Origin of the sequence: Achromobacter deleyi (genome assembly GCF_902859705.1) — a bacterium.
Taxonomy (GTDB): domain Bacteria; phylum Pseudomonadota; class Gammaproteobacteria; order Burkholderiales; family Burkholderiaceae_B; genus Achromobacter; species Achromobacter deleyi.
On sequence record NZ_CADIJO010000013.1, the window covers coordinates 113,190 to 133,506 of the forward strand.

18 protein-coding genes are annotated in these 20,317 nt (G+C 69.4%); 7 read left to right on the top strand and 11 right to left on the bottom strand.

The genetic code is table 11. The features are described 5' to 3' along the window. Window positions 1-186 precede the first annotated feature (186 nt). Window positions 187-2,385, top strand: a complete 2,199-nt coding sequence (locus HV798_RS19140; protein ID WP_025140585.1) for a TonB-dependent siderophore receptor — start codon at window positions 187-189, stop codon at window positions 2,383-2,385. 38 nt (window positions 2,386-2,423) lie between these two features. Here the strand turns inward: HV798_RS19140 and HV798_RS19145 are convergent, their stop codons facing one another. The 8 genes from HV798_RS19145 to HV798_RS19180 form a co-directional block, all read right to left on the bottom strand. Then, window positions 2,424-2,579: a hypothetical protein gene (locus HV798_RS19145; RefSeq protein WP_175193129.1), complete on the bottom strand. Its 156-nt coding sequence runs from the start codon at window positions 2,577-2,579 to the stop codon at window positions 2,424-2,426. A 143-nt stretch (window positions 2,580-2,722) separates the two neighbouring features. After that, entirely contained in the window at window positions 2,723-3,259 is a 537-nt protein-coding gene (locus tag HV798_RS19150; RefSeq protein WP_175193128.1) for a hypothetical protein, read from the bottom strand. A gap of 62 nt (window positions 3,260-3,321) precedes the next feature. Next, the gene (locus HV798_RS19155; RefSeq protein ID WP_175193127.1) at window positions 3,322-5,484 is read right to left on the bottom strand and encodes a TonB-dependent receptor; all 2,163 of its coding nucleotides are present in this window, start codon (window positions 5,482-5,484) and stop codon (window positions 3,322-3,324) included. 33 nt (window positions 5,485-5,517) lie between these two features. Then, window positions 5,518-6,144: a hypothetical protein gene (locus tag HV798_RS19160; RefSeq protein ID WP_175193126.1), complete on the bottom strand. Its 627-nt coding sequence runs from the start codon at window positions 6,142-6,144 to the stop codon at window positions 5,518-5,520. Then, window positions 6,141-6,743, bottom strand: a complete 603-nt coding sequence (locus HV798_RS19165) for a hypothetical protein (RefSeq protein WP_175193125.1) — start codon at window positions 6,741-6,743, stop codon at window positions 6,141-6,143. Before HV798_RS19165 ends, HV798_RS19160 begins: the two co-directional genes overlap by 4 nt. A gap of 6 nt (window positions 6,744-6,749) precedes the next feature. Then, window positions 6,750-7,487: an ABC transporter ATP-binding protein gene (locus HV798_RS19170; protein ID WP_175193124.1), complete on the bottom strand. Its 738-nt coding sequence runs from the start codon at window positions 7,485-7,487 to the stop codon at window positions 6,750-6,752. After that, window positions 7,480-8,556: a FecCD family ABC transporter permease gene (locus HV798_RS19175; protein WP_246288942.1), complete on the bottom strand. Its 1,077-nt coding sequence runs from the start codon at window positions 8,554-8,556 to the stop codon at window positions 7,480-7,482. The genes HV798_RS19170 and HV798_RS19175 overlap by 8 nt, the downstream gene beginning before the upstream one ends. After that, the gene (locus HV798_RS19180; RefSeq protein ID WP_175193123.1) at window positions 8,540-9,619 is read right to left on the bottom strand and encodes an ABC transporter substrate-binding protein; all 1,080 of its coding nucleotides are present in this window, start codon (window positions 9,617-9,619) and stop codon (window positions 8,540-8,542) included. The genes HV798_RS19175 and HV798_RS19180 overlap by 17 nt, the downstream gene beginning before the upstream one ends. Before the next feature lie 110 nt (window positions 9,620-9,729). On the opposite strand from HV798_RS19180, the gene HV798_RS19185 reads away from it, so the two are divergent. Beyond that, window positions 9,730-10,428: a Crp/Fnr family transcriptional regulator gene (locus tag HV798_RS19185; RefSeq protein ID WP_175193122.1), complete on the top strand. Its 699-nt coding sequence runs from the start codon at window positions 9,730-9,732 to the stop codon at window positions 10,426-10,428. Between the two features lie 20 nt (window positions 10,429-10,448). Here HV798_RS19185 and HV798_RS19190 read toward each other — a convergent pair whose 3' ends face one another. After that, window positions 10,449-11,207: an alpha/beta fold hydrolase gene (locus tag HV798_RS19190; RefSeq protein WP_025140576.1), complete on the bottom strand. Its 759-nt coding sequence runs from the start codon at window positions 11,205-11,207 to the stop codon at window positions 10,449-10,451. A 126-nt stretch (window positions 11,208-11,333) separates the two neighbouring features. Between HV798_RS19190 and HV798_RS19195 the strand changes: the two genes are divergently transcribed. Next, entirely contained in the window at window positions 11,334-12,782 is a 1,449-nt protein-coding gene (locus tag HV798_RS19195; protein WP_175193121.1) for an HD domain-containing phosphohydrolase, read from the top strand. Here HV798_RS19195 and HV798_RS19200 read toward each other — a convergent pair. Then, on the bottom strand, window positions 12,754-13,947 hold the full coding sequence (locus tag HV798_RS19200) for a serine hydrolase domain-containing protein (protein ID WP_246288944.1): 1,194 nt from the start codon (window positions 13,945-13,947) through the stop codon (window positions 12,754-12,756). The genes HV798_RS19195 and HV798_RS19200 overlap by 29 nt on opposite strands. A gap of 201 nt (window positions 13,948-14,148) precedes the next feature. Between HV798_RS19200 and HV798_RS19205 the strand changes: the two genes are divergently transcribed. Beyond that, window positions 14,149-15,192, top strand: a complete 1,044-nt coding sequence (locus HV798_RS19205) for an alpha/beta hydrolase (RefSeq protein WP_175193119.1) — start codon at window positions 14,149-14,151, stop codon at window positions 15,190-15,192. 66 nt (window positions 15,193-15,258) lie between these two features. On the opposite strand, the gene HV798_RS19210 is transcribed toward HV798_RS19205, so the two are convergent. Beyond that, window positions 15,259-16,011 (bottom strand): GntR family transcriptional regulator, encoded by a 753-nt coding sequence (locus HV798_RS19210; RefSeq protein ID WP_246288946.1) that lies wholly within the window; start codon window positions 16,009-16,011, stop codon window positions 15,259-15,261. A 107-nt stretch (window positions 16,012-16,118) separates the two neighbouring features. On the opposite strand from HV798_RS19210, the gene HV798_RS19215 reads away from it, so the two are divergent. Genes HV798_RS19215 through HV798_RS19225 form a run of 3 tightly spaced genes read left to right on the top strand, consistent with a single transcriptional unit; the run spans window position 16,119 to window position 20,024 of the window. Next, entirely contained in the window at window positions 16,119-17,474 is a 1,356-nt protein-coding gene (locus HV798_RS19215) for a class-II fumarase/aspartase family protein (protein WP_175193118.1), read from the top strand. A gap of 51 nt (window positions 17,475-17,525) precedes the next feature. Further along, window positions 17,526-18,506: a Bug family tripartite tricarboxylate transporter substrate binding protein gene (locus HV798_RS19220; RefSeq protein WP_175193117.1), complete on the top strand. Its 981-nt coding sequence runs from the start codon at window positions 17,526-17,528 to the stop codon at window positions 18,504-18,506. Between the two features lie 12 nt (window positions 18,507-18,518). Further along, the gene (locus HV798_RS19225; RefSeq protein ID WP_175193116.1) at window positions 18,519-20,024 is read left to right on the top strand and encodes a fumarate hydratase; all 1,506 of its coding nucleotides are present in this window, start codon (window positions 18,519-18,521) and stop codon (window positions 20,022-20,024) included. Window positions 20,025-20,317: the final 293 nt, after the last annotated feature.

Sequence of the window (20,317 nt, forward strand, 5' to 3'; positions counted from 1 at the left end):
GCCCTCGCTCCCCTTGCCCTGGCCGTTGCCGCCGCGCTGGCCGTGGCGCCGCCCGCCGCCCACGCGCAGGCCCGGACCCAGGCCGCCGGCGCGGTCAAGGTCAACATCCCCGCCCAGCCGCTGGCGCAGGCGCTGTTGCAGCTGGGCCGCCAGACCAACCTGCAGATCTACTACCTGCCCGAGGCCGTGCAGAACCGCCGCGCGCCCGCGATCAACGGCACCTTGACGCCGCAACAGGCGCTGGACCGGCTGCTGGCCGGCACCGGGCTGGCCGCCAGGATCAATGGCAATACCGCCGTGGTGCAGCAGCCCGGCTCGGACACCGCCACGCTGCCCGCCGTGTCCGTCTATGGCGATGCGCGCGGCGAAGCCGTCGAAGGCCTGGTCGCGCGCCGCAGCCGCACGGGCACCAAGACCGACACCGCGCTCAATGAGATTCCGCAGACCATCAACGTGGTCACCGCGCAGCAGGTCGAGATGACGGGCGCCACCGACATCAATCAGGCCCTGCATTACGTGCCCGGCTTTTCCAGCTACGGCTCGGACAACCGTTCGGACTGGTATTCGGCGCTGCGCGGCTTCACGCCCACCGCCTATGTCGACGGCCTGCAAGTACCCAACACGCTCAACTTGGCCAGCTGGCGGGTCGACCCCTACCTGATCGACAGCATCACCGTGCTGCGCGGGCCGACCTCGGTGCTGTACGGCCAGGGCGACCCCGGCGCCATCGTCGACGTGCAGAGCAAACTGGCCAACGGCGAACGCACGCGCGAAATCGAAGCCCAGGTCGGCAACTACGCGCGCAAGCAGCTCAGCTTCGACATCGGCGACACCCTCGACGAGAACGGCACGCTGTCGTACCGCGTGCTGGGCGTGGGCCGCGACGGCAACGCGCAGTCGGGCCCCAACAAGGACCAGCGCGTGGTCTTCGCCCCGTCGCTGCGCTGGCAGCCCAGCGCCGCCACCACGTTGACCCTGTCGGCCACTTTCCTGGAAGACTGGGGCGACACGTCCAGCAATTTCCTGCCCGCCCAGGGCACGGTCATCAGCAACCCCAACGGCAAGATCTCGCGCGATCTCTACACCGGCGAACCGGACTTCGACTACTACCACAAGAAGCAGTGGTCGGTCGGCTATGCGCTCGAGCACAAGCTCGATTCCGTCTGGACGCTGCGCCAGAACACCCGCCTGATGCACCTGCAGCTGAATGACCGCTCGGTCTATGGCGGCGGCCTGGACGAAAGCGATCCGACCATGCAGTCGATGACACGCTACGCCGGCATCTTCCAGTTCAACTACAGCCGCTTCGACGTCGACAACCAGGCCGAGGCCAAATTCCGCACCGGCGCGCTGGAGCACACGCTCTTGACCGGCCTGGAATACAGCCGCCAGTCCACCACCGACAGCGAATGGCTGGCGCTGGCCCCGTCGCTCAACCTGTACCACCCCGTCTACACGCCGATCAACCGGTCGATCTTCTACGGCGAAAACGCCTACCCGCGCACCGACACCTATACCACCATGAATTCGGTGGGCCTGTACGCGCAGGACCAGATCAAATGGGACCGCTGGGTGCTGACGCTGGGCGGCCGCAAGGACTGGGCCAAGACCGAACAGACCGACCGCGAAGCCGATACCCGCGCCTCGCAACTGGACCAGGCCTTCACCGGCCGCGTGGGCCTGACCTACCTGGGCGACTATGGCCTGTCGCCGTACGTCAGCTACGCCACGTCGTTCAACCCGGTATCCAACACCCGCCTGGCCGACGGCTCGTGGGCCAAGCCCACCAAGGGAGAGCAGGTCGAAGCCGGCTTGCGCTGGCAGCCCGACGGCAAGAACCTGACGCTGAACGCGGCGGTCTACCAGATCAAGCAGACCGACGTCGTCACCACCAACCCGGCCGACCCCACCAGCAGCACCTATGTGCAGACGGGCGCGGTGCGGTCGCAGGGCGTGGAATTGAGCGCGGTGGGCAAGATCACGCCTGAACTGTCCATCGTCGGCGCGTACGTGTTCCAGAACGTCAAGATCACCCAGGCCAACGACGGCACCGAAGGCAAGTGGCCGGTGGACATTCCCCGCCCGCGCCAGATGGCCTCGCTGTGGGGCGACTGGACCTGGCGCACCGGGCCGCTGGAAGGCTTCGGCCTGGGCGCGGGCGTGCGCTACCAAAGCTCGGCCGCGGGCGCGTCGGACAACTCGTTGAAGATCCCCAGCTACACCGTGTATGACGCCGGGCTGCACTACGAGATGCCCAACTGGCGTTTCGCCCTGAATGCGGCGAATCTGTTCGACAAGCAGTACGTCAGCGGCTGCCAGTCGTACGGCGTGTGCATGTACGGCAATGGCCGCACGGTGGTGGCATCGGTGAAGTACTACTGGTGATCAGACGCCGCCGCCACGGCTGACCGTGGCGGCGGAGCCTAGACCAGCAGCAGCGCGCTGCCGCTGGCCGCCACGGCACCCAGCCCCGCCAGCGCATAGGTGTCGCGCCGATCGCAGCCAGCGCGATGCGTGCCGTAGGCCGCATGCAGGCATACGACGCCAAGAACGGCCAGGGCAATTCCAAATCCAAACATGGGGGTCTTCCTCGATCCGGTAAGCGGGCCGGCCGACGGCAGGCCCGTTGCTATGGACCGGGCCGGATGCTTACGGTTCCCTGAAAGGATAGATCAGTAATCTGGGGACAGTCCACCGGCTGGGATGCCGCTGCCCCCTGCCGTTACAGCTGCCCTTCCCCGAACACGAACAAGGCCTCCGGCGCCTGCGCCAGCACCCGCTCGGCGATCCGCGCCCGCAAGGCCGCATGCTCACGCTGCGCCTCTGGCGCCGGGTTGCCCAGCAAGGCGAAGAATTCCGGCGGCAGCACGCCTTCGCGCAACACCGCCTGCACGGCCCGGTCGCCGCGCCGCAGCCAGAAGCTGTACGACTTGTCGGCGGCGGCGCTGTAGCGGGCCTCGGGCAGCGACAGGTCCACCCGGTAACAGCCCCGCGTGACGGCGCGCGTCACGAATTCGAACGCGTCGCGCACGCCGGGGCCGGGGTGGCCGCTGACCACGCTCAGTTCGCTTCTGGGCACCGGGTCACCGCCCGCTTCCAGCCGCGCCAGCGCCCCGCGCAGGCCCTGGAACACCAGCGCCAGCATGGCCAGCGCGCCATGGCCGTGGTAGGCCATCACGGCGTCGAACGGAATCGGGATGGGGCCTTCTTCGCCCTGTACGCGCAGCACGCTGCCGGCGGGAATGGTCGGGATGGTCATGAGTCTGTCTCCAGAAAAGCAGGAAAAATGCCGGCCGCGCGCGGCGGCCGGCGGTGATCGCGTCAGAAGCGCGTGCGCAGCGTCACGCTGAAGCTGCGGCCCGGTTCCAGCAACGGGTTCAGGTCCGTCATGGCATAGGCCACGTTCGACGATGTGGCGGCGGTGCGGTAGGCGCGGTCGAACAGGTTGTTCACGCCCACCACCACCTGGGTGTTGCCCGCCTGCGGCAGCCCCAGCTTGTCCAGCTGCAATTGCGCATACAGGTTGACCACGCCGAAGCCCGCCGCCGGGTATTCGGTGCGGGCGTCGTAGCGGCTCTGGCCCTTGGCCCACTGCACCTCGCCGCTCAGGGCATAGGCCTCGTTGGCGCCCACGTACTGCAGGCCCACCAGGCCGCTCAGCGGCGCAATGGAGGCCAGCGGCCGGTCGGTCTTGCGGTTGGTGGCATGCAGGTAGCTGGCGTTGCCGTACAGGTTGACGGCGCGCGTCAGCTGCCAGCGCCAGTCGGATTCCACGCCCTGGATACGCACCTGGCCGACGTTGCGGCGCTGGGTGGCGGGCAGGCCCTGGTAGGTCGTCGTGGCGTTTTCCAGGAAGTCGCGGTAGTCGCTGCGGAACGCCGTCAGGCCCACGGTGGCGGTGTCGAAATGCAGGCGGGTGCCCGCTTCGACGGTGGTGCCGCGCTCGGGTTTCAGCGCGGGGTTGGGAATGGTGTAGCTGGTGCCGGTGTAGCCGGCGCTGAACATTTCCGACGTCCACGGCATGCGGAACGACGTGCCCACGCTGCCCAGCAGCTCGACCACTTCGGTGGCGCGGTACGACAGGCCCAGGCTGCCGGTGGTGGCGGTCTGCGTGTTGTTCTGCGCGGCCTTGAAGGCCGGCAGCAGGTTGGGCGACGGCAGCGCGTCCAGGTCCACGTCAGAGCGGAACCAATCGAACCGGCCGCCGGCCGTCAGCGTCCATTTGGGCGCGGGCTTCCATTCCGTGGTGACGAAGGCGCCGACGTTGGTCTGGTACTGGTTCGGTCCGCCCTTGGTGTAGGCGGTGCTGGTGGTGGTGGACGTGCCGTTGGGCCGGACCACGGTGGTGTCGCTGCGGCTTTCCGACCCCGGCCGGCGTTCGTGCATGAAGTCCAGGCCGAACGTGGTGTTGGTCTGGGCCCAAGGCACGGTGGCCGCGACGCTGCCGCCATACACCACCGGGCCGATCACATTGGTGCGGCTGTCGACCACCCGCGCCGGGTTGGTCTGGTTGTGGGTGGCCTGCACGGTGTTGAATTCGTTGACGTAGACGCTGGCCTTCAGGTCGCGGATGACGCCGTCGAATTCGCCGGTATAGGCCAGGCGGCCTTGCTTGACGCGGTTGGGGTCGCGCCGGCTGCTGCTGGCCGGGTAGGCCGGCACGGTGCCGGCGGCGCCGTCTTTCACGTAGGCGACACGTGCGCTGGCTTCGATGCGCTGCCTGGCGTCGGGCATGTAGCCCAGCACGATGCCGCCGCCCGCGCCGCGGTAGTCGCTGTTGGGCACTTCGCCGGTGGCGCTGTCGTAGTTGCTGGCGCGCCGGCCGGTGGCGTAGACGCGCAGGTCAAAGCCGTCGCCCGCGCCTTCCACCGCCACGTTGCTCAGCACGCCGTGGCCGTTGCTGTTGTAGGTCACCGAGGCCTCGCCGCCGTTCAGGCTGAACGGCTGGGTCAAATTGCCGTGGCCGCGCTTGGTGACGAAGTTGATCAGGCCGCCCAGGCCGTCGCTGCCAAAGCGCGACGAATCCGGGCCGCGCACCACCTCGACCTGCTCGATCTCGGTGGGGCTGATCAACATGAACTGCAGCGTGTTGCGGCCGCGGAAGCGGTCGCCGTCGATGAACATCGGCACGCGCATGTCGTTGGTGTTCAGGCCGCGCAGGAAGACGGTGCCGGCAATGCCGCCGCTGCGGCTGACGGTGGCGTTGGGCACCCGGCCCAGCAGGTCCAGCGTGCTGGACGTGTTGATGCGGTCGATGTCCTGCCGATCGATCACCGTGACGGACTGCGTCACGCTGTGGTCGATCGTGGCAGGCGCGGGCGTGGCGCCCAGGGCATGCAGGCGGCCGTCATCGGCCGGACTGTCGGAGGTGACCTGAATGGCGGGCAATTGCGGCGTGTCGGCGGCAAAGGCCGGCGTACCGGCGGCCGCGGCGGCCAGGAAAAGAGCGCGGGCAAGGGGCGAGAGCGGGAAAGGACGTGGCATACGAAGACAACCAAGGGTCGAAACGGGGCCGCCTCAGGCGGCGGGAGTGGAATCTTTCAGCCAGGGCAGAAAGCCGCGCAGGAAACGGCTGGCGGCGGGCATGAAGTAGCTGCCGTGGTGGTACATCGGGTCGAGCGACGTCACGATCAGCCGGCCCGGCGTGCTGCGCGTGTCTTCGTACAGCACCGAGCCGGCGCCCGCCTTGTCGATCAGCGACAGCGCGCCCGGCGGCGGCGTGAAGGTGCCATGCTGGTGCCAGGTGGCATCGGCCAGCGTCAGATAGGAAAACAGCGGATGTTCGGGCCGCGCCACGCGCAGGCCGGAATCGGCGCCCGGCGTTTTCCACCACCAGAAATTCACTTCGCAATCGGTCCACTGCACGCCGTCCAGCCAGCGGTGGGACGCGGTTTCGCCCATCGCCACCAGCGTCTTTCCCGCGGCCAGGAAGCGGGCAAAGCGCGCGCGCTGCGCCACCAACAGGTCCGGGTGGGTGCGGCACGACACGATCAGCGCGTCGCAATCGGCCAGCGCGGCGTCGTCCAGCTCGGGCAGGTAGATGCGGCGGCCGAAATACGGCGCCAGGTCCGGCGTCTGGAACGTGCGGTCGTGGTAGTAGGTGCCGGCGTCCAGCGCCGCGATCAAAGGCGTGCGCCGCGTCATGCCGAATCCCCGTGCAACCAGGCGAACAACTGCGGCACGATGCGTCCGGCGGTATCCGTGCTGCCGGCATACATCCACAGGTCGTTGCCGGCATGCGCCAGCAGGCGGCCGCCGCCCGGCAGCGCCAGCACCCAGTCCACCGGCAGGGCATCGGGCCCCAAGGTATTGAGCACCTGCGCGCCTTCGGGCGGCGGATTGCCGCCGCGCGCATAAAAACCGGCCACGCCGCGACGGAAGGTCAGGTGTTCGCCCTGCACGCCGTCGAACACGGGATGATCGGCCGCGCGATACACCCGCAGGCCGTCCAGGCCGCGCGCCGCGCCCGGCACGAAGGGCGCAAGCCAACGCAGGAAGGGATAGGCCACGTGGCCGTTGAACACCATGGCGCCGCCTGCCAGCAGATACGCTTCCAGCCGGTCGCGCTGCGTCAGCAGAAAGCGCTGGTCGACATTGGCCGGCACCAGCAGCGCCCGCACGCGGGTCAGGTCCCATTGCGCCAGCTCGTACAGCGGCCGGGCCTCGGCCCGCGGCGATTCGCCGCCCGTCAGCGCGGCGGGGCCGTTGCCGCTCCAGTGGTTCAGGTAGACGATGGGGGGCATGTTCACTCAGCGAAAAAGGGGAATCACGCCGCGCACCTGGCCGCCCTCACCCGCCAGCGTGGCCACGCGCACGGGCAGGCGATACAGGCGGGACAGGCGTTCGTCGGTACACATCTGCGCCGTGGGTCCGACCTCGCAGGCATCCGTGTGCATCAGCAGGGTCTGGTCGGCGATGTGCTGCGCGTGTTGCGGCTGGTGGGTGGAAAACACCACGGTCAGGCCCTGTTCACGGGCCAGGCGGCGCAATAGCGACAGGATGATGTCCTGGTTGTGCAGGTCCAGCGCGGCGCTGGGTTCGTCCAGCACGATCACGGGGCTGGCGCTGGCCATGGCGCGCGCAATGCAGGCCAGTTGCTGCTCGCCGCCGCTCAAGGCCTGGAACGGCCGCTCGGCCAGGTGCTCCAGCCGCACGGCGCGCAGGCATTCGTAGGCGATCTCGCGGTCGCGCGGGCCGGGCGACGCATACCAGCGCAAGTGGCGGGCGCGGCCCATCGTCACCATCGCCAGCACGTCGTAGGCAAACAGCGCGTCGGTACGCTGCGGCACGTAGGCCGCGTGGCCTTGCAGGCGCACCCGTCCGGCCGCGGCGGGCTGCAATCCCAGCACGGTCTTGAGCAGCGTGGTCTTGCCACGGCCGTTCGGCCCCAGCACCGCCAGGATGTGCCCAGCGGGCAGGCGCAGCGACAGGTCCGACAGCAGCCGGCGGCCGCCGGCCTGCACCGCCAGGCTTTCCAGTTCAAGCATGGTGCGCCCCCCTGCCCTGCGTGCGGCGCAGCAGCCAGGCGAACAGCGGCGCGCCGATCAGCGCGGTGATCACGCCCAGCGGAATCTCGGCGCTGGTGGCGCTGCGCGCCACCGTGTCGACCCACACCATGTAGGTGCCGCCCAGCAGCGCGCTGGCCGGCAGCAGCACGCGGTGATCGGGGCCGACCAGCATGCGCGCGATGTGCGGCACCACCAGCCCCACCCAGCCCACCGTGCCCGACACCGCCACGCTGGCCGACACCACCAGCGTGGCGCAGCCCAGCAGCACCCAGCGCAGCGGTTCGACGGCGATGCCCATGGCGCTGGCCTGCTCGTCGCCCAGCGACAGCACATTGATCCGGAACCGCAGCGCATACAGCAGCCCCATTCCCAGCGCGATCGGCAGCGCGGCCGCCGCCAGCTTGACGTAGGACGCGGTGGCGAAGCTGCCCATCAGCCAGAACACGATGGCCGGCAGGCTGTCGTTGGGGTCGGCAAAATACGTGGCCAGCGAGATCAGCGCCGAGAAGAACGCGCTGGTCACCACGCCGGCCAGCACCAGCATCAGGATGGTGGTACGGCCCTGCGTGCGGCCCAGCAGGTACACGATGGCCACCGCCAGCAGGCCGCCCGCGAAGGCCAGCCCCAGCGTCGCCCACAGCGACGAGAACAGCAGAATCGCCGCGCAGCCGCCAAACGCCGCGCCCGACGAGATGCCCAGTATCTGCGGCCCCACCAGCGGATTGCGGAAAGCGCCCTGCAAGGCCGCACCGCACAGCGCCAGGCTGGACCCGGCCAGCACCGACAGCAGCACGCGCGGCAGCCGCACCTGCAACACGACGCGGTGTTCGGCGCTGCTGACCGCCGGCAGCCAGTGCGTCAGCCCATCGGGCAACGCCAACCCCGCCAACACGCTGGACACATGCGACAGCGGCAACGGATAGCGGCCCACGCACAGCGCCGCCAGCACCGACGCCGGCAATGCCACCAGCATCAGCAGCCAGGGCCACGCCAGGCGCCGGCTGGGCGCGGCCAGGCGCGTCGGGGAAGACTCAACGCAGGCGGTCATAGCCGGCGGCTCCGTGGTTCTGGTCGACGTGCAGCACGGCATCGATGGCGCGCGCGTCCGGTTGATAGCCGTACAGTTGCCGATAGGCCTGCGCGATGCGCTCACGCAGCGGCCAGTCAAAGCGGTCCGGGTGCAAGAGCAGCGCCAGCCACTGCCAGTACAGCGGCGATTCCTGGCTGGGCGGGTCCCACAGGTAGCCGCCCGCGGGAATCTTGTAGACGCGGTGATGCCGCACCGCCGGGATATCGGCGAACAGCGGGTCCTGGTACAGCATCGCGGGCGTCAGGCCCGGCTCGAAATTGTTCAAGAGGATCACGTCCGGCGCCCAGGCCATGATCTGCTCGATGTTGATGGTCTGCCCGCTGCCGATGGCGGCCGCCACGTTGCGCCCGCCGGCCAGGCGGATGTCGTCATCGAAGCTGGTGCCCGCACCCGACGCCCGCAGTTGCGGCGCATAGCGCGCCAGGTACAGCACGCCCGGGCGCTGGCCCGCCGGCAGCCGGTCGGTCACCGCGGCGATCTCGCCGCGCACCTGTTCGCGCCAGGCCAGTTGCGCCGCCGCGCGCGCCTCTTGCCCCAGCGACAGGCCCATCAGCCGGATCCATTCACGGCTGCGCGCCTCGGTGCCGTACACCAGCGCCGCCACCGGCAGGCCGGCGTTGCGCAAGGGCGCGATCAGGTCGTCGCCCATGTGCCCCCACTGCCACACCAGGTCCGGCTGCATCTGCAGCAGCGTTTCCACGTTCGGCGCAAAGCCTGACCGGGTGATGTCGGTGCGCACCTGGGCCAGCGCCGGAAACAGGCGCGCCAACAGGCCGCCCTGCATCAGGGTGTAGGCGTTGGGATGCATGCCCGCCAGATGCGCCACGCCGCCGTCCAGTGAAATCATCAATGAACCGGCCGGCATCGGCAGCGTCACCACGCGGCGGGCGGGCCCGGCCAGCGACACCGGATTGCCCAGCATGTCGACGAACGCGACCGGAGCCGCGGGGGCCGCCGGGACGGCAGCCGGCAACAGGAACAGCGCCGCCAATGCGGCCCTGCGCAGAAATGAGATAGCCATGGGAGGAAGCGATGTGCGGGCGGGCGCCGGGCTGGCCGGACGCCGTGGTGGTACCATTACAAATAAGAATCAATCTTATTTAATTCTAAGCGCCTGCCCCGCCGCCTCAAATGACTATTGTCAATTCGTCCCAGTCACTATTGGTCGACGCCCTGCGCCGGCATCCCTGGTTCGGCGGCGTTGCCGACGACGCCCTGGCCGCGCTGGCCGCACGCAGCCGCTGGCTGCGGTTCGAGCCGGGCGACACGCTGTTCTCGGAAGGCCAGGCGGCCACCTCGTGCCTGCTGGTGTGCGAAGGGTCGGTACAGGGATTGCGCTACACCGCCGACGGCGGCGACAAGGTCTTCGGCCACGTCGGGCCGGGCGGCTGGCTGTCGGTGCTAGCGCTGTTCGAAGCCGCGCCGCGCCACCTGCACAGCGTGCGCGCCCGCACCGCGGGCAATGGCTGCCTGCTGCAGGGCGACGCCTTTCGCCAGCTGTGCCAGGACGACGCGCGCTTTGCCTGCCGCGTCCTGTCGCACGCGGCCAACCTGGTGCGCCACCACACCGACCAGATCGACTGGCTCACGTCCAGTTCCGCCGAAGAGCGGCTGGCCGAATACGTACTGCGCGCGGGCAAGCCCCAGGCCAATCAGCCGGTGGTGCTGCCCTTGAGCCATTCGCAGATCGCGGTCAAGCTGGGCATGCGGGCAGAAACGCTCAGCCGCATCTTTTCCAAGTGGCGGCGCGAAGGCACCATTTCAGACCGGCGCGGCGAGCTGTACGTGCTCAAGATCGACTCGCTCAAGCAGCTCGCGTCCGGCTTCTAGGGCGCCTTCGCGGCCCGCGCTCACTTCACGCTGGCGACCGCGTCCAGGATCACCTGCGCCACATCCGCCGGGCGCGATTGCTGCGGCACGTGGCTGGTCGGCAGCTCGGTCACCTTGGCCTTGATACGGGCGGCCATCTGGCGTTGCAGCGCCGGCAGGATCATGCGGTCTTGCTGGCTGACGACGAAGTACGACGGCTTGGTTTTCCAAGCCGCCACCGACACGGGTTCGGCAAAGGCCGACGCCTTGATCGGGCCCTGCGTCGCCGCCATCACGTTCGCCTGCTCGGCCGGCACGTCCTGCGCGAAGTCGCGCGCCAGACCCTTGGGCGACAGGCTCAGCCAGCCATGGCTGTCGGCCGCGATGCTGTCCGAACCCGGCGCCTTGGGCGTGCCGTCGGTCAGCGTGGCCACCGATTGGCCGGCGTCGGGCGCAAAGGCCGCCACGTAGACCAGGCTGGCCACCTTGTCGTTCTTGCCCGCTTCGGTAATGACGGTGCCACCCCACGAGTGGCCGACCAGCACCACCTTGCCCGGCTGGTTGTCGATGGCGCGGTTGGCGGCGGCGACGTCGCCAGCCAGCGATTCCAGCGGGTTCTGCACGGCCTGCACCTGCACGCCCTTGGCTTGCAGCAGGGCCACCACCTTGGCCCAGTCCGAGCCGTCGGCAAAGGCGCCGTGCACGATCACGACGGAAGGCTGGGCGGCCTGGGCGTGCGATGCCGCGCCGGCCAACAGGCCGGCTGCCAACAGGGACGCTGCGATAATATGGCGCTTCATGGAATTTCCTTTTGCTTGGGTGCCGAACACCGACGCGGCGTTAGCTGGATGCCAGTGTCGTCTTGCCGCCTTCGCCCCGGTATCGGTTGATTGACCGATGCGCCCTTCCCTCACATCGCCCGCCCCATGACCGCCGATAGCGCCATTGAACTCACCGACGCCGTGCTGGCCATGGCGTTCGTCGGCGACCTGAGCATGGGCCGCGCCACCGACCACTCGCGCCGAACCGCTTGTCTGGCCGGCCTGCTGGCCGCTGCGCTGGGCGCCGACGACGCCGGACAGAACCATGCCCGCGCCGTGGCTCTGTTGCGCTGGTCCGGCTGCACCGCCAACGCCGGCGGCTTTGCCGAACTGCTGGGCGACGACATCGCCTCGCGCGAAGCCATGATGGCGCAGACCCTGCCGCCGCTGGACGCGCGCACGCAATCGATGATCGTGCCGCTGGCGCTGATCCACTGCGAGATCTCGGGCGACGTCGCCGTCAGCCTGGGCATGCCGCAAGCGGTCGTGACCGGCCTGCGCCACGCCTTCGAGCGCTACGACGGCAAGGGCATGCCGCAAGCGCTGGACGGCGCCGACGTCTCGCGCGCAGCCTTCATCGTCAACGCCGCCAGCGACCTGGAAATTCTCAGCCGCGCGCATGGCCGCGACAGCGCCCTGGACTTCCTGCGGCGCCAGGCCGGCGCCAAGTATCCGGCCGACATCGCCGCGCTGGCCGTGCAGCACGGGCCGGCCTGGCTGGACGACATCGACGCCGCGCCGCCCGATGCCTCGCAATGGCGCCTGGCCGACGGCCGCGCCGACGCCCCGGCGGCCCTGACCCTGCTGGCCGACGTGGCCGAACTGAAGCTGCCGTGGCTGGCCGGCTACTCGCGCCGCGTCGCCGCGCTGGCCGTGCGGACCGCCGCCCGGCTCGACCTGGATGGCGACGCGCAGGCGCAATTGCAGGCCGCCGCCCTGGTGCACGGCATCGGCCGCGCCGCCTTGCCGAACCGGCTGTGGGACACGCCCGGCCCGCTCACGCCCGACCAATGGGAACAGCTGCGCCTGATGCCCTACTGGACCGCCCGCGCCGCGCGCCAGATCAAGGGCCTGAGCCAGGCCGCCGACCTGGCGTCCTACGCCTACGAACGGCTGGATGGCAGCGGCTATTTCCGGGGCGCATCTGGCGCCGCACTGACCCTGCCGCAGCGGGTGCTGGCCACCACCGTGGCCTTGCAGGCCCTGCTGGAAGACCGCCCGTGGCGGCCCGCCCATGCCTTGCCGGATGCCGCCCGCATCCTGCGCCAGGACGCCGCCGCCAACCGCTACGACACCATGGTTGCCGAAGCCGCCATCGCCGCGGCCGGCGGCGACGCCAGCGCCGCCCCGCGCCGCGCGGCCTCGTCGCTGTCGCAACGCGAACTGGACGTGCTGCGCCAGATCAGCCTGGGCGCCAGCAACAAAGAAGCCGCGCGCGCCCTGAACATCAGCCCCAGCACCGTGCGCACTCACGTGGAAAGCGTGTTCCGAAAACTGGAATGCTCGACCCGCGCGGCCGCCACGCTCAAGGCGTTGACGGCAGGGATCCTGTAATCGCGCGCAGCGCGTCGTAGGTTTCCTTTTCGTCCTGGTTCTCGCCGTAGTCGCTCAGCTTCACGATCACCACGCGCCTGGCCGGATCGATGTACAGGTACTGGCCGTGGATGCCCACCGCCGCGAAGTCCGGACTGCCTTGCGGATCGCGTTGCCACCACTGCGCCGAGTAGCCCCAGCCGTCCACCGGATGCGTCGGCGGCCGGGCGATGCGCGCCACCCAGGCCGGGGGGATGACGCTGTGGCCGCTTCCTGCGTCCAGCACCTGCTGGCCGATGCGCGCCACATCGCGCGCCGTGGCATTCAGGCAGCAGAACGCCTTTTCGGTACCGCCCGGCGTATCCAGGTTCCAGGTCGCGGCCGTCTCTGCCCCCATCGGCTGCCACAGGCGTTCGGCCAGCAGGTCGGCCAGCGGCCGGCCCGTCACGCGGGTCAGCACCATGCCCAGCAATTGCGTGTCGATGCTGCGGTAGTCGCCCTGGCTGCCCGGCACGAAATGCATCTCGCGATGCGTGCGCACGTAGCCGGGCAGATCGCGGGTCAGGTACATGCGGGCCGTGCCAGTAAAAGGCCAATACGGCCGGTAGTTTTCCGCCACGTTGATCCCCGAGGCCATGTCCAGCAACTGGCCCAGCGTGATGCGGTCGTAGTCGCCCGCGCCGGCCAGCTCGGGCAGCAGCGCGGTCAGGCGGTCGTCTTCGCGGATTTCGCCGCGCGCAATCGCCTGGCCCACCAGCAGCGACACGACAGACTTGGCCATCGACCACGACGACAGCCGGGTGGACGCGTTTACGCCCGGCCGGTACCACTCGTAGGCCACTTCGCCATCGCGCAGCACCACGAACGCGTTGGTGGCGGTGCCTGGCAGGAACTCGGCGAATGGCCGTTCGCCGCCCTTCCAGGGCACGGTTGCCGGCATGGGCAGCGGGCGGGACGGCAACGTGGACGCTTGCGCGGGCGCCGCCACCTCACGAACCGGAAACAGATCGCCGCGGCGCGACGGCGCCGACACCTCCAGTCGCAGCAATTGCTGGGGCGGCGGAATCTCCATCACGGCGGTCGCCGCATAGGCCGCCGCCACCAGCGCGGCCAGCCCCAGCGCCAGCCGCAAGACCGTGCGGCCGGGGCGAGAAGAGGTCGAGCGGAAAGCGGGTGCCGTTGCCATGGCGCGGATCATGCCAAGTCCGGGCGGAATGCACAACCATGCGCGGGTCAAGGCCCCTTCACGCCCCCGTGGGACCCCAGCCAGGCAAGAGATTTACGTCGTTATGTATCCGCGCCTTCGGCCCGTACATTGCGACACCCTTCGCGTCCTTCGGCTGGCTACAACGTCCCTGCACCCCATCCCCTTCCGGAGCCCCCCACCATGCCCGACCCCATCGACACTCAACGCCGCCGCCTGCTCGGCACCACCTCGGCCCTGGCCGGCGCCAGCCTGTTGAACCTGGGCCTGAACGCCAAGGCGCTGGCCGCGCCATCCACCGCCAACGGCACGCCATCGGCCGCCAGCACCACGTTCAGCGCCATCCGCCAGATCCGCGCAGGCGACCTGGACATCGGCTATGTCGACGCCGGCCCGTCCAACGGCCCGGTCGCCGTCCTGCTGCACGGCTGGCCCTACGACATCCACAGCTTCATCGACGTCGTGCCGCAACTGACCGCCGCCGGCTATCGCGTCATCGTGCCGCACCTGCGCGGCTACGGTTCGACCCGCTTCGTGTCGGCCGACACCGCCCGCAACGGCGAACAGGCCGTGGTGGCCGTCGACATCATCGCGCTGATGGACGCCTTGAAGATCCCCAAGGCCGTCATCGCCGGCTTCGACTGGGGCGCGCGCACCGCCAACATCATGGCCGCGCTGTGGCCCGAACGCTGCCAGGCGCTGGTGTCGGTCAGCGGCTACCTGATCGGCAGCCAGGAAGGCAACCGCAAGCCCCTGCCGCCCGAAGCCGAATTCCAATGGTGGTACCAGTTCTACTTCGCCACCGAACGCGGCGCGGCCGGCTACGCCGCCAACCTGGACGCCTTCAACAAGCTGATCTGGAAACTGGCCTCGCCCAAATGGGATTTCGACGACGCCACCTACGCGCGCAGCGCCAAGGCCTTCGCCAACCCCGACCACGTCGCCATCGTGATCCACAACTACCGCTGGCGCCTGGGCCTGGCCCAGGGCGAAGCGCGCTACGACGAGCTGGAACGCCGCCTGGCGGTGGCGCCCAGGATTACCCTGCCCACCATCACCCTGGAAAGCGACGCCAACGGCGCGCCGCACCCGCCCCCCGCCGCGTACGCCAGGCAGTTCACCGGCAAGTACCAGCACCGCGACATCACCGGCGGCATCGGCCACAACCTGCCGCAGGAAGCGCCCAAGGCATTTGCCGACGCGGTGTTGCAAGTGACGCGGCTGTAGCCCGGGCATGACAGCAGGCGGCGGCGCCCTGCCACCGCGACCGCCGCGGCAAGCCTGCCGCGCGGCTCAGTGCTCGCGGATCAGCGTGGTCGAAAACTCGTAGCGGCCCGCGGGGTGATGCGAGCACGAGACTTCCACGATCTGCCCGGCCTGGTCCTTGTAATGGCGCAGGATGAACAGCCCCGGCGAGTCCGGCGCCACTTCGAGGTCGCGCGCCACCGCGGCAGGCATCGCGCAGGCCGATATGGTCTGCTCGACCGACGCGATGCGGCGCCCATAGTGTTCTTCGATCAGGTCCGACACCAGTCTGTCCGGATGCTGGCGCGCCAGCTTGCGCACGCCTTTGTAGTGGGCATCGACGTACAGTTCGGTCCATACCACCGGCGGCTGTCCGGGCGTGCCCCGCGTGGATGAAAACCGCAGCCAGCGCGTACCGGGACCCACGCCCAGGCGGGCCGCCAGTTCCAGGTCGGCCACGATCTCCTGCACCTGCAGGATGTTGCGCGGCGTGCGTGCCGCCAACTGCACCAGGTCTTCCAGCGACCGCAACGACTGGCTGAATCCGGCCTTGGGCCGCGCCGCCGTCACCACCGTGCCGCTGCCCCTTCGGCGCGCAATCAAGCCCAGGTCCTGCAACTGCCGCAACGCCGCCCGCAACGTATGGCGGCTGGCATCGAATTCTTCGGCCAGGGCGTTCTCGGAAGGCAGCAAGGCGCCCACGGCGTACTGGCCGTTGGCGATGCGACGCGCCAATTCTTCAGAGATGCGGGTGTACAGCGTGATGGACATGGAAAGGGGCGGCTTGAAGACAGGCTCCATTCTATCTGCTGCCCCGCGGGCGCCCCGGCACGAGGGTATTCCCCGGAATTGACGCCCGCCAACGGCCCTGCTTAAATGTACGTACAACTTTTTAAGAGCGTACATTTATGGCTGTCTCGGTGCTTGATTCCTCGCTGTTCAAAGACATGTTCGGCACCGCCGCGATGCGGTCGGTGTTCGACGACGCCGCCACCGTGCGGCGCTACGTGGAAACGGAAGTCGCGCTGGCGCGCGTGCAGGGCCGCCTGGGCGTGATTCCCGCCGAGGCCGCCCACGCCATCGAGGCCCGCGCCGACGCCGCCGCCATCGACATGGACGTACTGCGCGCCGAAACCGAGATCGTCGGCTACCCCATCCTGCCGCTCGTGCACCAGTTGTCGCGCCAGTGCGGTCCGCAGGGCGAATACCTGCATTGGGGCGCCACCACGCAAGACATCATGGACACCGCCACGGTCCTGCAGGTCCGCGAGGCGCTGGAGCTCATCGACGCCGACCTGGCCGCGCTGGACGGCATCCTCGACGGCCTTGCGCTGCAATACCGGGACACGCCCATGGCCGGCCGCACCCATCTACAGCACGCCTTGCCCATCACGTTCGGCTACAAGGCCGCGGTCTGGCTGCTGATGCTGCGGCGCCACCGCGAGCGCCTGGCGCAGTTGCGCCCGCGCGTGCTGATCGGCCAGTTCGGCGGCGCCGCCGGCACGCTGGCTTCGCTGGGCGACCAGGGCCTGGCGGTGCACGCCGCGCTGATGCACGAGCTGGGCTTGGGCGCCGCGCCCGTCACCTGGCACGTGGCGCGCGACGGCCTGGCCGAGACGGTCCAGTTCCTGGCGCTGGTCTGCGGTTCCCTGGGCAAGATCGCCGTCGACATCATGCTGATGATGACCAACGAACTGGGCGAGGCCTTCGAGCCCTTCGTCAAGGGCCGCGGCGCCTCCAGCACCATGCCGCAAAAGCGCAACCCGATCTCGTGCGAACTGATGTGGGCCGCGTCCAAGACGGTGCGCCAGCACGCCGGCCTGGCGCTGGACGCCATGCTGCAGGATTTCGAGCGCGCCACCGGCCCCTGGCATATCGAATGGACGGCCGTGCCCGAAGCCTTCGTGCTGACCGCCGGGTCGCTGCGCCAGGCCCGCTTCATGCTGGGCGGCCTTGAGGTGGACACCGGCCGCATGGCAAGCAACCTGGACCTGTCCGGCGGCCTGATCGTGGCCGAGGCCGTGATGATGGGCCTGGCCCCGCACATCGGCCGCCAGACGGCGCACGACGTGGTCTACGACGCCTGCCGCGCGGCCGCCACCTCGCGCCGCCGCCTGGCCGACGTGCTGCGCGAAGACCCCCGCATCGCGCAGCGACTGGCCGCGGACGACATCGAACGCCTGTGCAATCCCGCGCATTACCTGGGTGCCGCGCCCGCCATGGTCGATCGCATGCGTGCCCATCGGACACCCGGCGCCGCCTGACCCCGCGGCGCCATTTCCCCCAAATAAAAAAACACCCCAAGGAGACAAACCATGAAGAACTGGCTGGCGGCATTCGCCGCCGCGACGGGACTCGTCCTGACGCAGGGCGCGCATGCGCAAGACCCCTATCCCACCCGCGCCATCACCTGGATCGTGCCGTTCGCGGCCGGCGGCCCCACCGATGCCATGGCGCGCAACATCGCCAATCGCGTCGCGCAGGAACTCAAGCAGACCATCCTGATCGAGAACGTGGGCGGCGCCGGGGGCACCATCGGCGCCGCCAAGGCGGCCAAGTCACCGCCCGACGGCTACACCTTCCTGGTCGGCCATATCGGCTACATGGCGGCCGCGCCATCGCTGTACCAGCGCCTGCCCTACGACCCGACCAAAGACTTCCAGGCCGTGTTCCGCTTCCCCGACACGCCGCTGGTGCTGCTGGTGGGCGAATCGTCGCCCTACCGCTCCGTGTCCGAACTGATCGCCTTTGGCAAGACGCATCCCGGCAAGCTGAACTTCAGCAACGCGGGCGTCGGGTCCACGTCTCACCTGGTGGCTGCCATGTTCGCCAGCCAGGCCGGCATGGACATCACGCCCATTGCCTACAAGGGCGCCGGCCCGGCGCTGAACGATCTGATGGGCAACCAGGTCGACGCCATGTTCGACCAGACCAACACCGCGCTGCCGCAAACGCGGGGCGGCAAGGTGCGCGCGCTGGGCCTGACCTCATCCACCCCGATGGCCCAGTTCCCGGGCGTGGCGCCGATGGGCGCCCAGGCGCTGCCGGGCTTCCAGGTCTCCACCTGGTATGGCCTGTATGCGCCCAAGGGCACGCCGGACGCGGTGGTGCAGACGATGTACGGCGCGTGGCAGAAGGCGCTGGCCGACGCGGACTTCACGGGAAAGATGGTCGAACAAGGCATCCAGATGCTGCCCGCCGCGCAATACGCGCCCGCCGCCTTCCAGCAGTTCACCGCCGACGAAGGCAAGCGCTGGGCCGGCGTCATCAAGCAGGCCGGCATCACACTGCAATAGACCGGAAACGCCATGCGCAGCCTGCTCGCCTCCGACATCGAAACCAGCATCGCCCAGGCCTTGCAGGCCGTCAGCCATACCCATCCGGCCGATTTCGTGCGGGCGCTGAAGGCCGCCCACGACCGGGAAAGCGCGCCTGCCGCGCGCCATGCGCTGCTGCAGCTGCTGGTCAACAGCAAGATGAGCGCACGGGCGCGCCGCCCGGTCTGCCAGGATACGGGCGTGGCGCACGTCTATGCCCGCATGGGCATGGACGTGCGCATCCGCGCCGACGGCCCGGGCGCCACGCCCAGCCTGCAGGCGCTGGCCAACCGCGCCGTCGCACGCGCCTACGGCTGCGCCGCCAATCCCCTGCGCGCCTCGATGGTGCAAGATCCCCTGGGCCTGCGCCGCAATACCCGCGACAACACACCGGCCGTGCTGCACGTCGAACTGGTGGAAGGCGACGGCCTGGAACTGACCGTGGTCGCCAAGGGCGGCGGCGGCGACGTCAAGGCGCGCTACGCCATGCTCACGCCCAGCGATTCGGTCGTCGACTGGGTGGTGGCGCAACTGCCCGGCATGGGCGCGGGCTGGTGTCCGCCCGGCGTGCTGGGCCTGGGCGTGGGCGGCACGCCCGAACAGGCCATGGCGCTGGCCAAGCGCAGCCTGTTCACGCCCATCGACATGCCGGACCTGCTGGCGCGAGGCCCGAGCAACCCCGAAGAACACCTGCGGCGAGACGTCTACCAGCGCGTGAACGCGCTGCGCATCGGTGCGCAGGGGCTGGGCGGCGATACCACGGTGCTGGATGTCAAAGTGGCCACCGCCCCGTCCCATGCGGCGCTGCTGCCCGTGGCGCTGTTGCCCAACTGCGCCGCCACCCGCTACCTGACGTTCCACATGCCCGATACCGGGCCGGCGGCGCTGCCCGAATCCGACCCCGCCATCTGGGACGGCATCCCCGACACGCTGCCGGCCAGCGGCGGCAGGCGGGTCGACCTGGATACCCTGACGCGCGCCGAAGTGGGCACCTGGACGGCCGGCGAAACCCTGCTGCTGTCCGGCAAGCTGCTCACCGGCCGTGACGCCGCCCACAAACGCATGGACGATCTGCTGGCTCAAGGCCGCCCCCTGCCCGTGCCCCTGCAAAACCGCGCGCTGTACTACGTCGGCCCCGTCGACCCGGTGGCGGGCGAAGCAGTGGGGCCGGCCGGCCCCACCACCGCAGCCCGCATGGACAAGTTCATGCCACGGCTGCTGGCCGCCAGCGGCCTCCTGGTCACCATAGGCAAGGCCGAACGCGGCCCGCTCGCCATCCAGGCCATCCGGGACAACGGCGCCGCCTACCTGTGCGCGGTGGGCGGCGCCGCGTATCTGGTATCGCAAGCGGTGCGCGCGGCACGCGTGGTCGCCTTCGCCGACCTGGGCATGGAAGCGATCTACGAATTCGAGGTGCGCGACATGCCGGTCACCGTCGCCATCGACGCGCGCGGGCGCACGGTGCACACGGTGTATCCGATCCACGAGGCGGCCTGACACCTGGCACGCCGTGTCAGGCAGACAACAGTTGCGCCGCGCGGTATTGACACTCCGCCTTACGCGCCCTTAGGATTGCGACCTGCTTTCAAGCTTCTTCTCTTCACCCCTCTCTTTCCGAGTGCAACCGTGTCTGCCATCCGTCAATTCGCCTAATCGCCGACGACTTCCCTTTCCGGGTAATCGCGGTCTGCCTGTCCGTCTTTGCGGCTCGACGCCTGCGTCTTGAGCCCCTCGCACGGCAGGCGCGGTTCCGGAAAGCGCAACACACACTCGCTTCCCCTCCCCCGTAA

What these genes read in the sequence shown, in the direction of transcription:
- HV798_RS19215 (WP_175193118.1), top strand. Translation starts at nt 16,119, where the DNA reads ATGGCTGTCTCGGTGCTTGATTCCTCGCTGTTCAAAGACATGTTCGGC.
- HV798_RS19170 (WP_175193124.1), bottom strand. Translation starts at nt 7,487, where the DNA reads ATGCTTGAACTGGAAAGCCTGGCGGTGCAGGCCGGCGGCCGCCGGCTG.
- HV798_RS19185 (WP_175193122.1), top strand. Translation starts at nt 9,730, where the DNA reads ATGACTATTGTCAATTCGTCCCAGTCACTATTGGTCGACGCCCTGCGC.
- HV798_RS19205 (WP_175193119.1), top strand. Translation starts at nt 14,149, where the DNA reads ATGCCCGACCCCATCGACACTCAACGCCGCCGCCTGCTCGGCACCACC.
- HV798_RS19220 (WP_175193117.1), top strand. Translation starts at nt 17,526, where the DNA reads ATGAAGAACTGGCTGGCGGCATTCGCCGCCGCGACGGGACTCGTCCTG.
- HV798_RS19180 (WP_175193123.1), bottom strand. Translation starts at nt 9,619, where the DNA reads ATGGCTATCTCATTTCTGCGCAGGGCCGCATTGGCGGCGCTGTTCCTG.
- HV798_RS19155 (WP_175193127.1), bottom strand. Translation starts at nt 5,484, where the DNA reads ATGCCACGTCCTTTCCCGCTCTCGCCCCTTGCCCGCGCTCTTTTCCTG.
- HV798_RS19150 (WP_175193128.1), bottom strand. Translation starts at nt 3,259, where the DNA reads ATGACCATCCCGACCATTCCCGCCGGCAGCGTGCTGCGCGTACAGGGC.
- HV798_RS19145 (WP_175193129.1), bottom strand. Translation starts at nt 2,579, where the DNA reads ATGTTTGGATTTGGAATTGCCCTGGCCGTTCTTGGCGTCGTATGCCTG.
- HV798_RS19195 (WP_175193121.1), top strand. Translation starts at nt 11,334, where the DNA reads ATGACCGCCGATAGCGCCATTGAACTCACCGACGCCGTGCTGGCCATG.
- HV798_RS19200 (WP_246288944.1), bottom strand. Translation starts at nt 13,947, where the DNA reads ATGGCAACGGCACCCGCTTTCCGCTCGACCTCTTCTCGCCCCGGCCGC.
- HV798_RS19225 (WP_175193116.1), top strand. Translation starts at nt 18,519, where the DNA reads ATGCGCAGCCTGCTCGCCTCCGACATCGAAACCAGCATCGCCCAGGCC.
- HV798_RS19175 (WP_246288942.1), bottom strand. Translation starts at nt 8,556, where the DNA reads ATGACCGCCTGCGTTGAGTCTTCCCCGACGCGCCTGGCCGCGCCCAGC.
- HV798_RS19165 (WP_175193125.1), bottom strand. Translation starts at nt 6,743, where the DNA reads ATGCCCCCCATCGTCTACCTGAACCACTGGAGCGGCAACGGCCCCGCC.
- HV798_RS19190 (WP_025140576.1), bottom strand. Translation starts at nt 11,207, where the DNA reads ATGAAGCGCCATATTATCGCAGCGTCCCTGTTGGCAGCCGGCCTGTTG.
- HV798_RS19160 (WP_175193126.1), bottom strand. Translation starts at nt 6,144, where the DNA reads ATGACGCGGCGCACGCCTTTGATCGCGGCGCTGGACGCCGGCACCTAC.
- HV798_RS19210 (WP_246288946.1), bottom strand. Translation starts at nt 16,011, where the DNA reads ATGGAGCCTGTCTTCAAGCCGCCCCTTTCCATGTCCATCACGCTGTAC.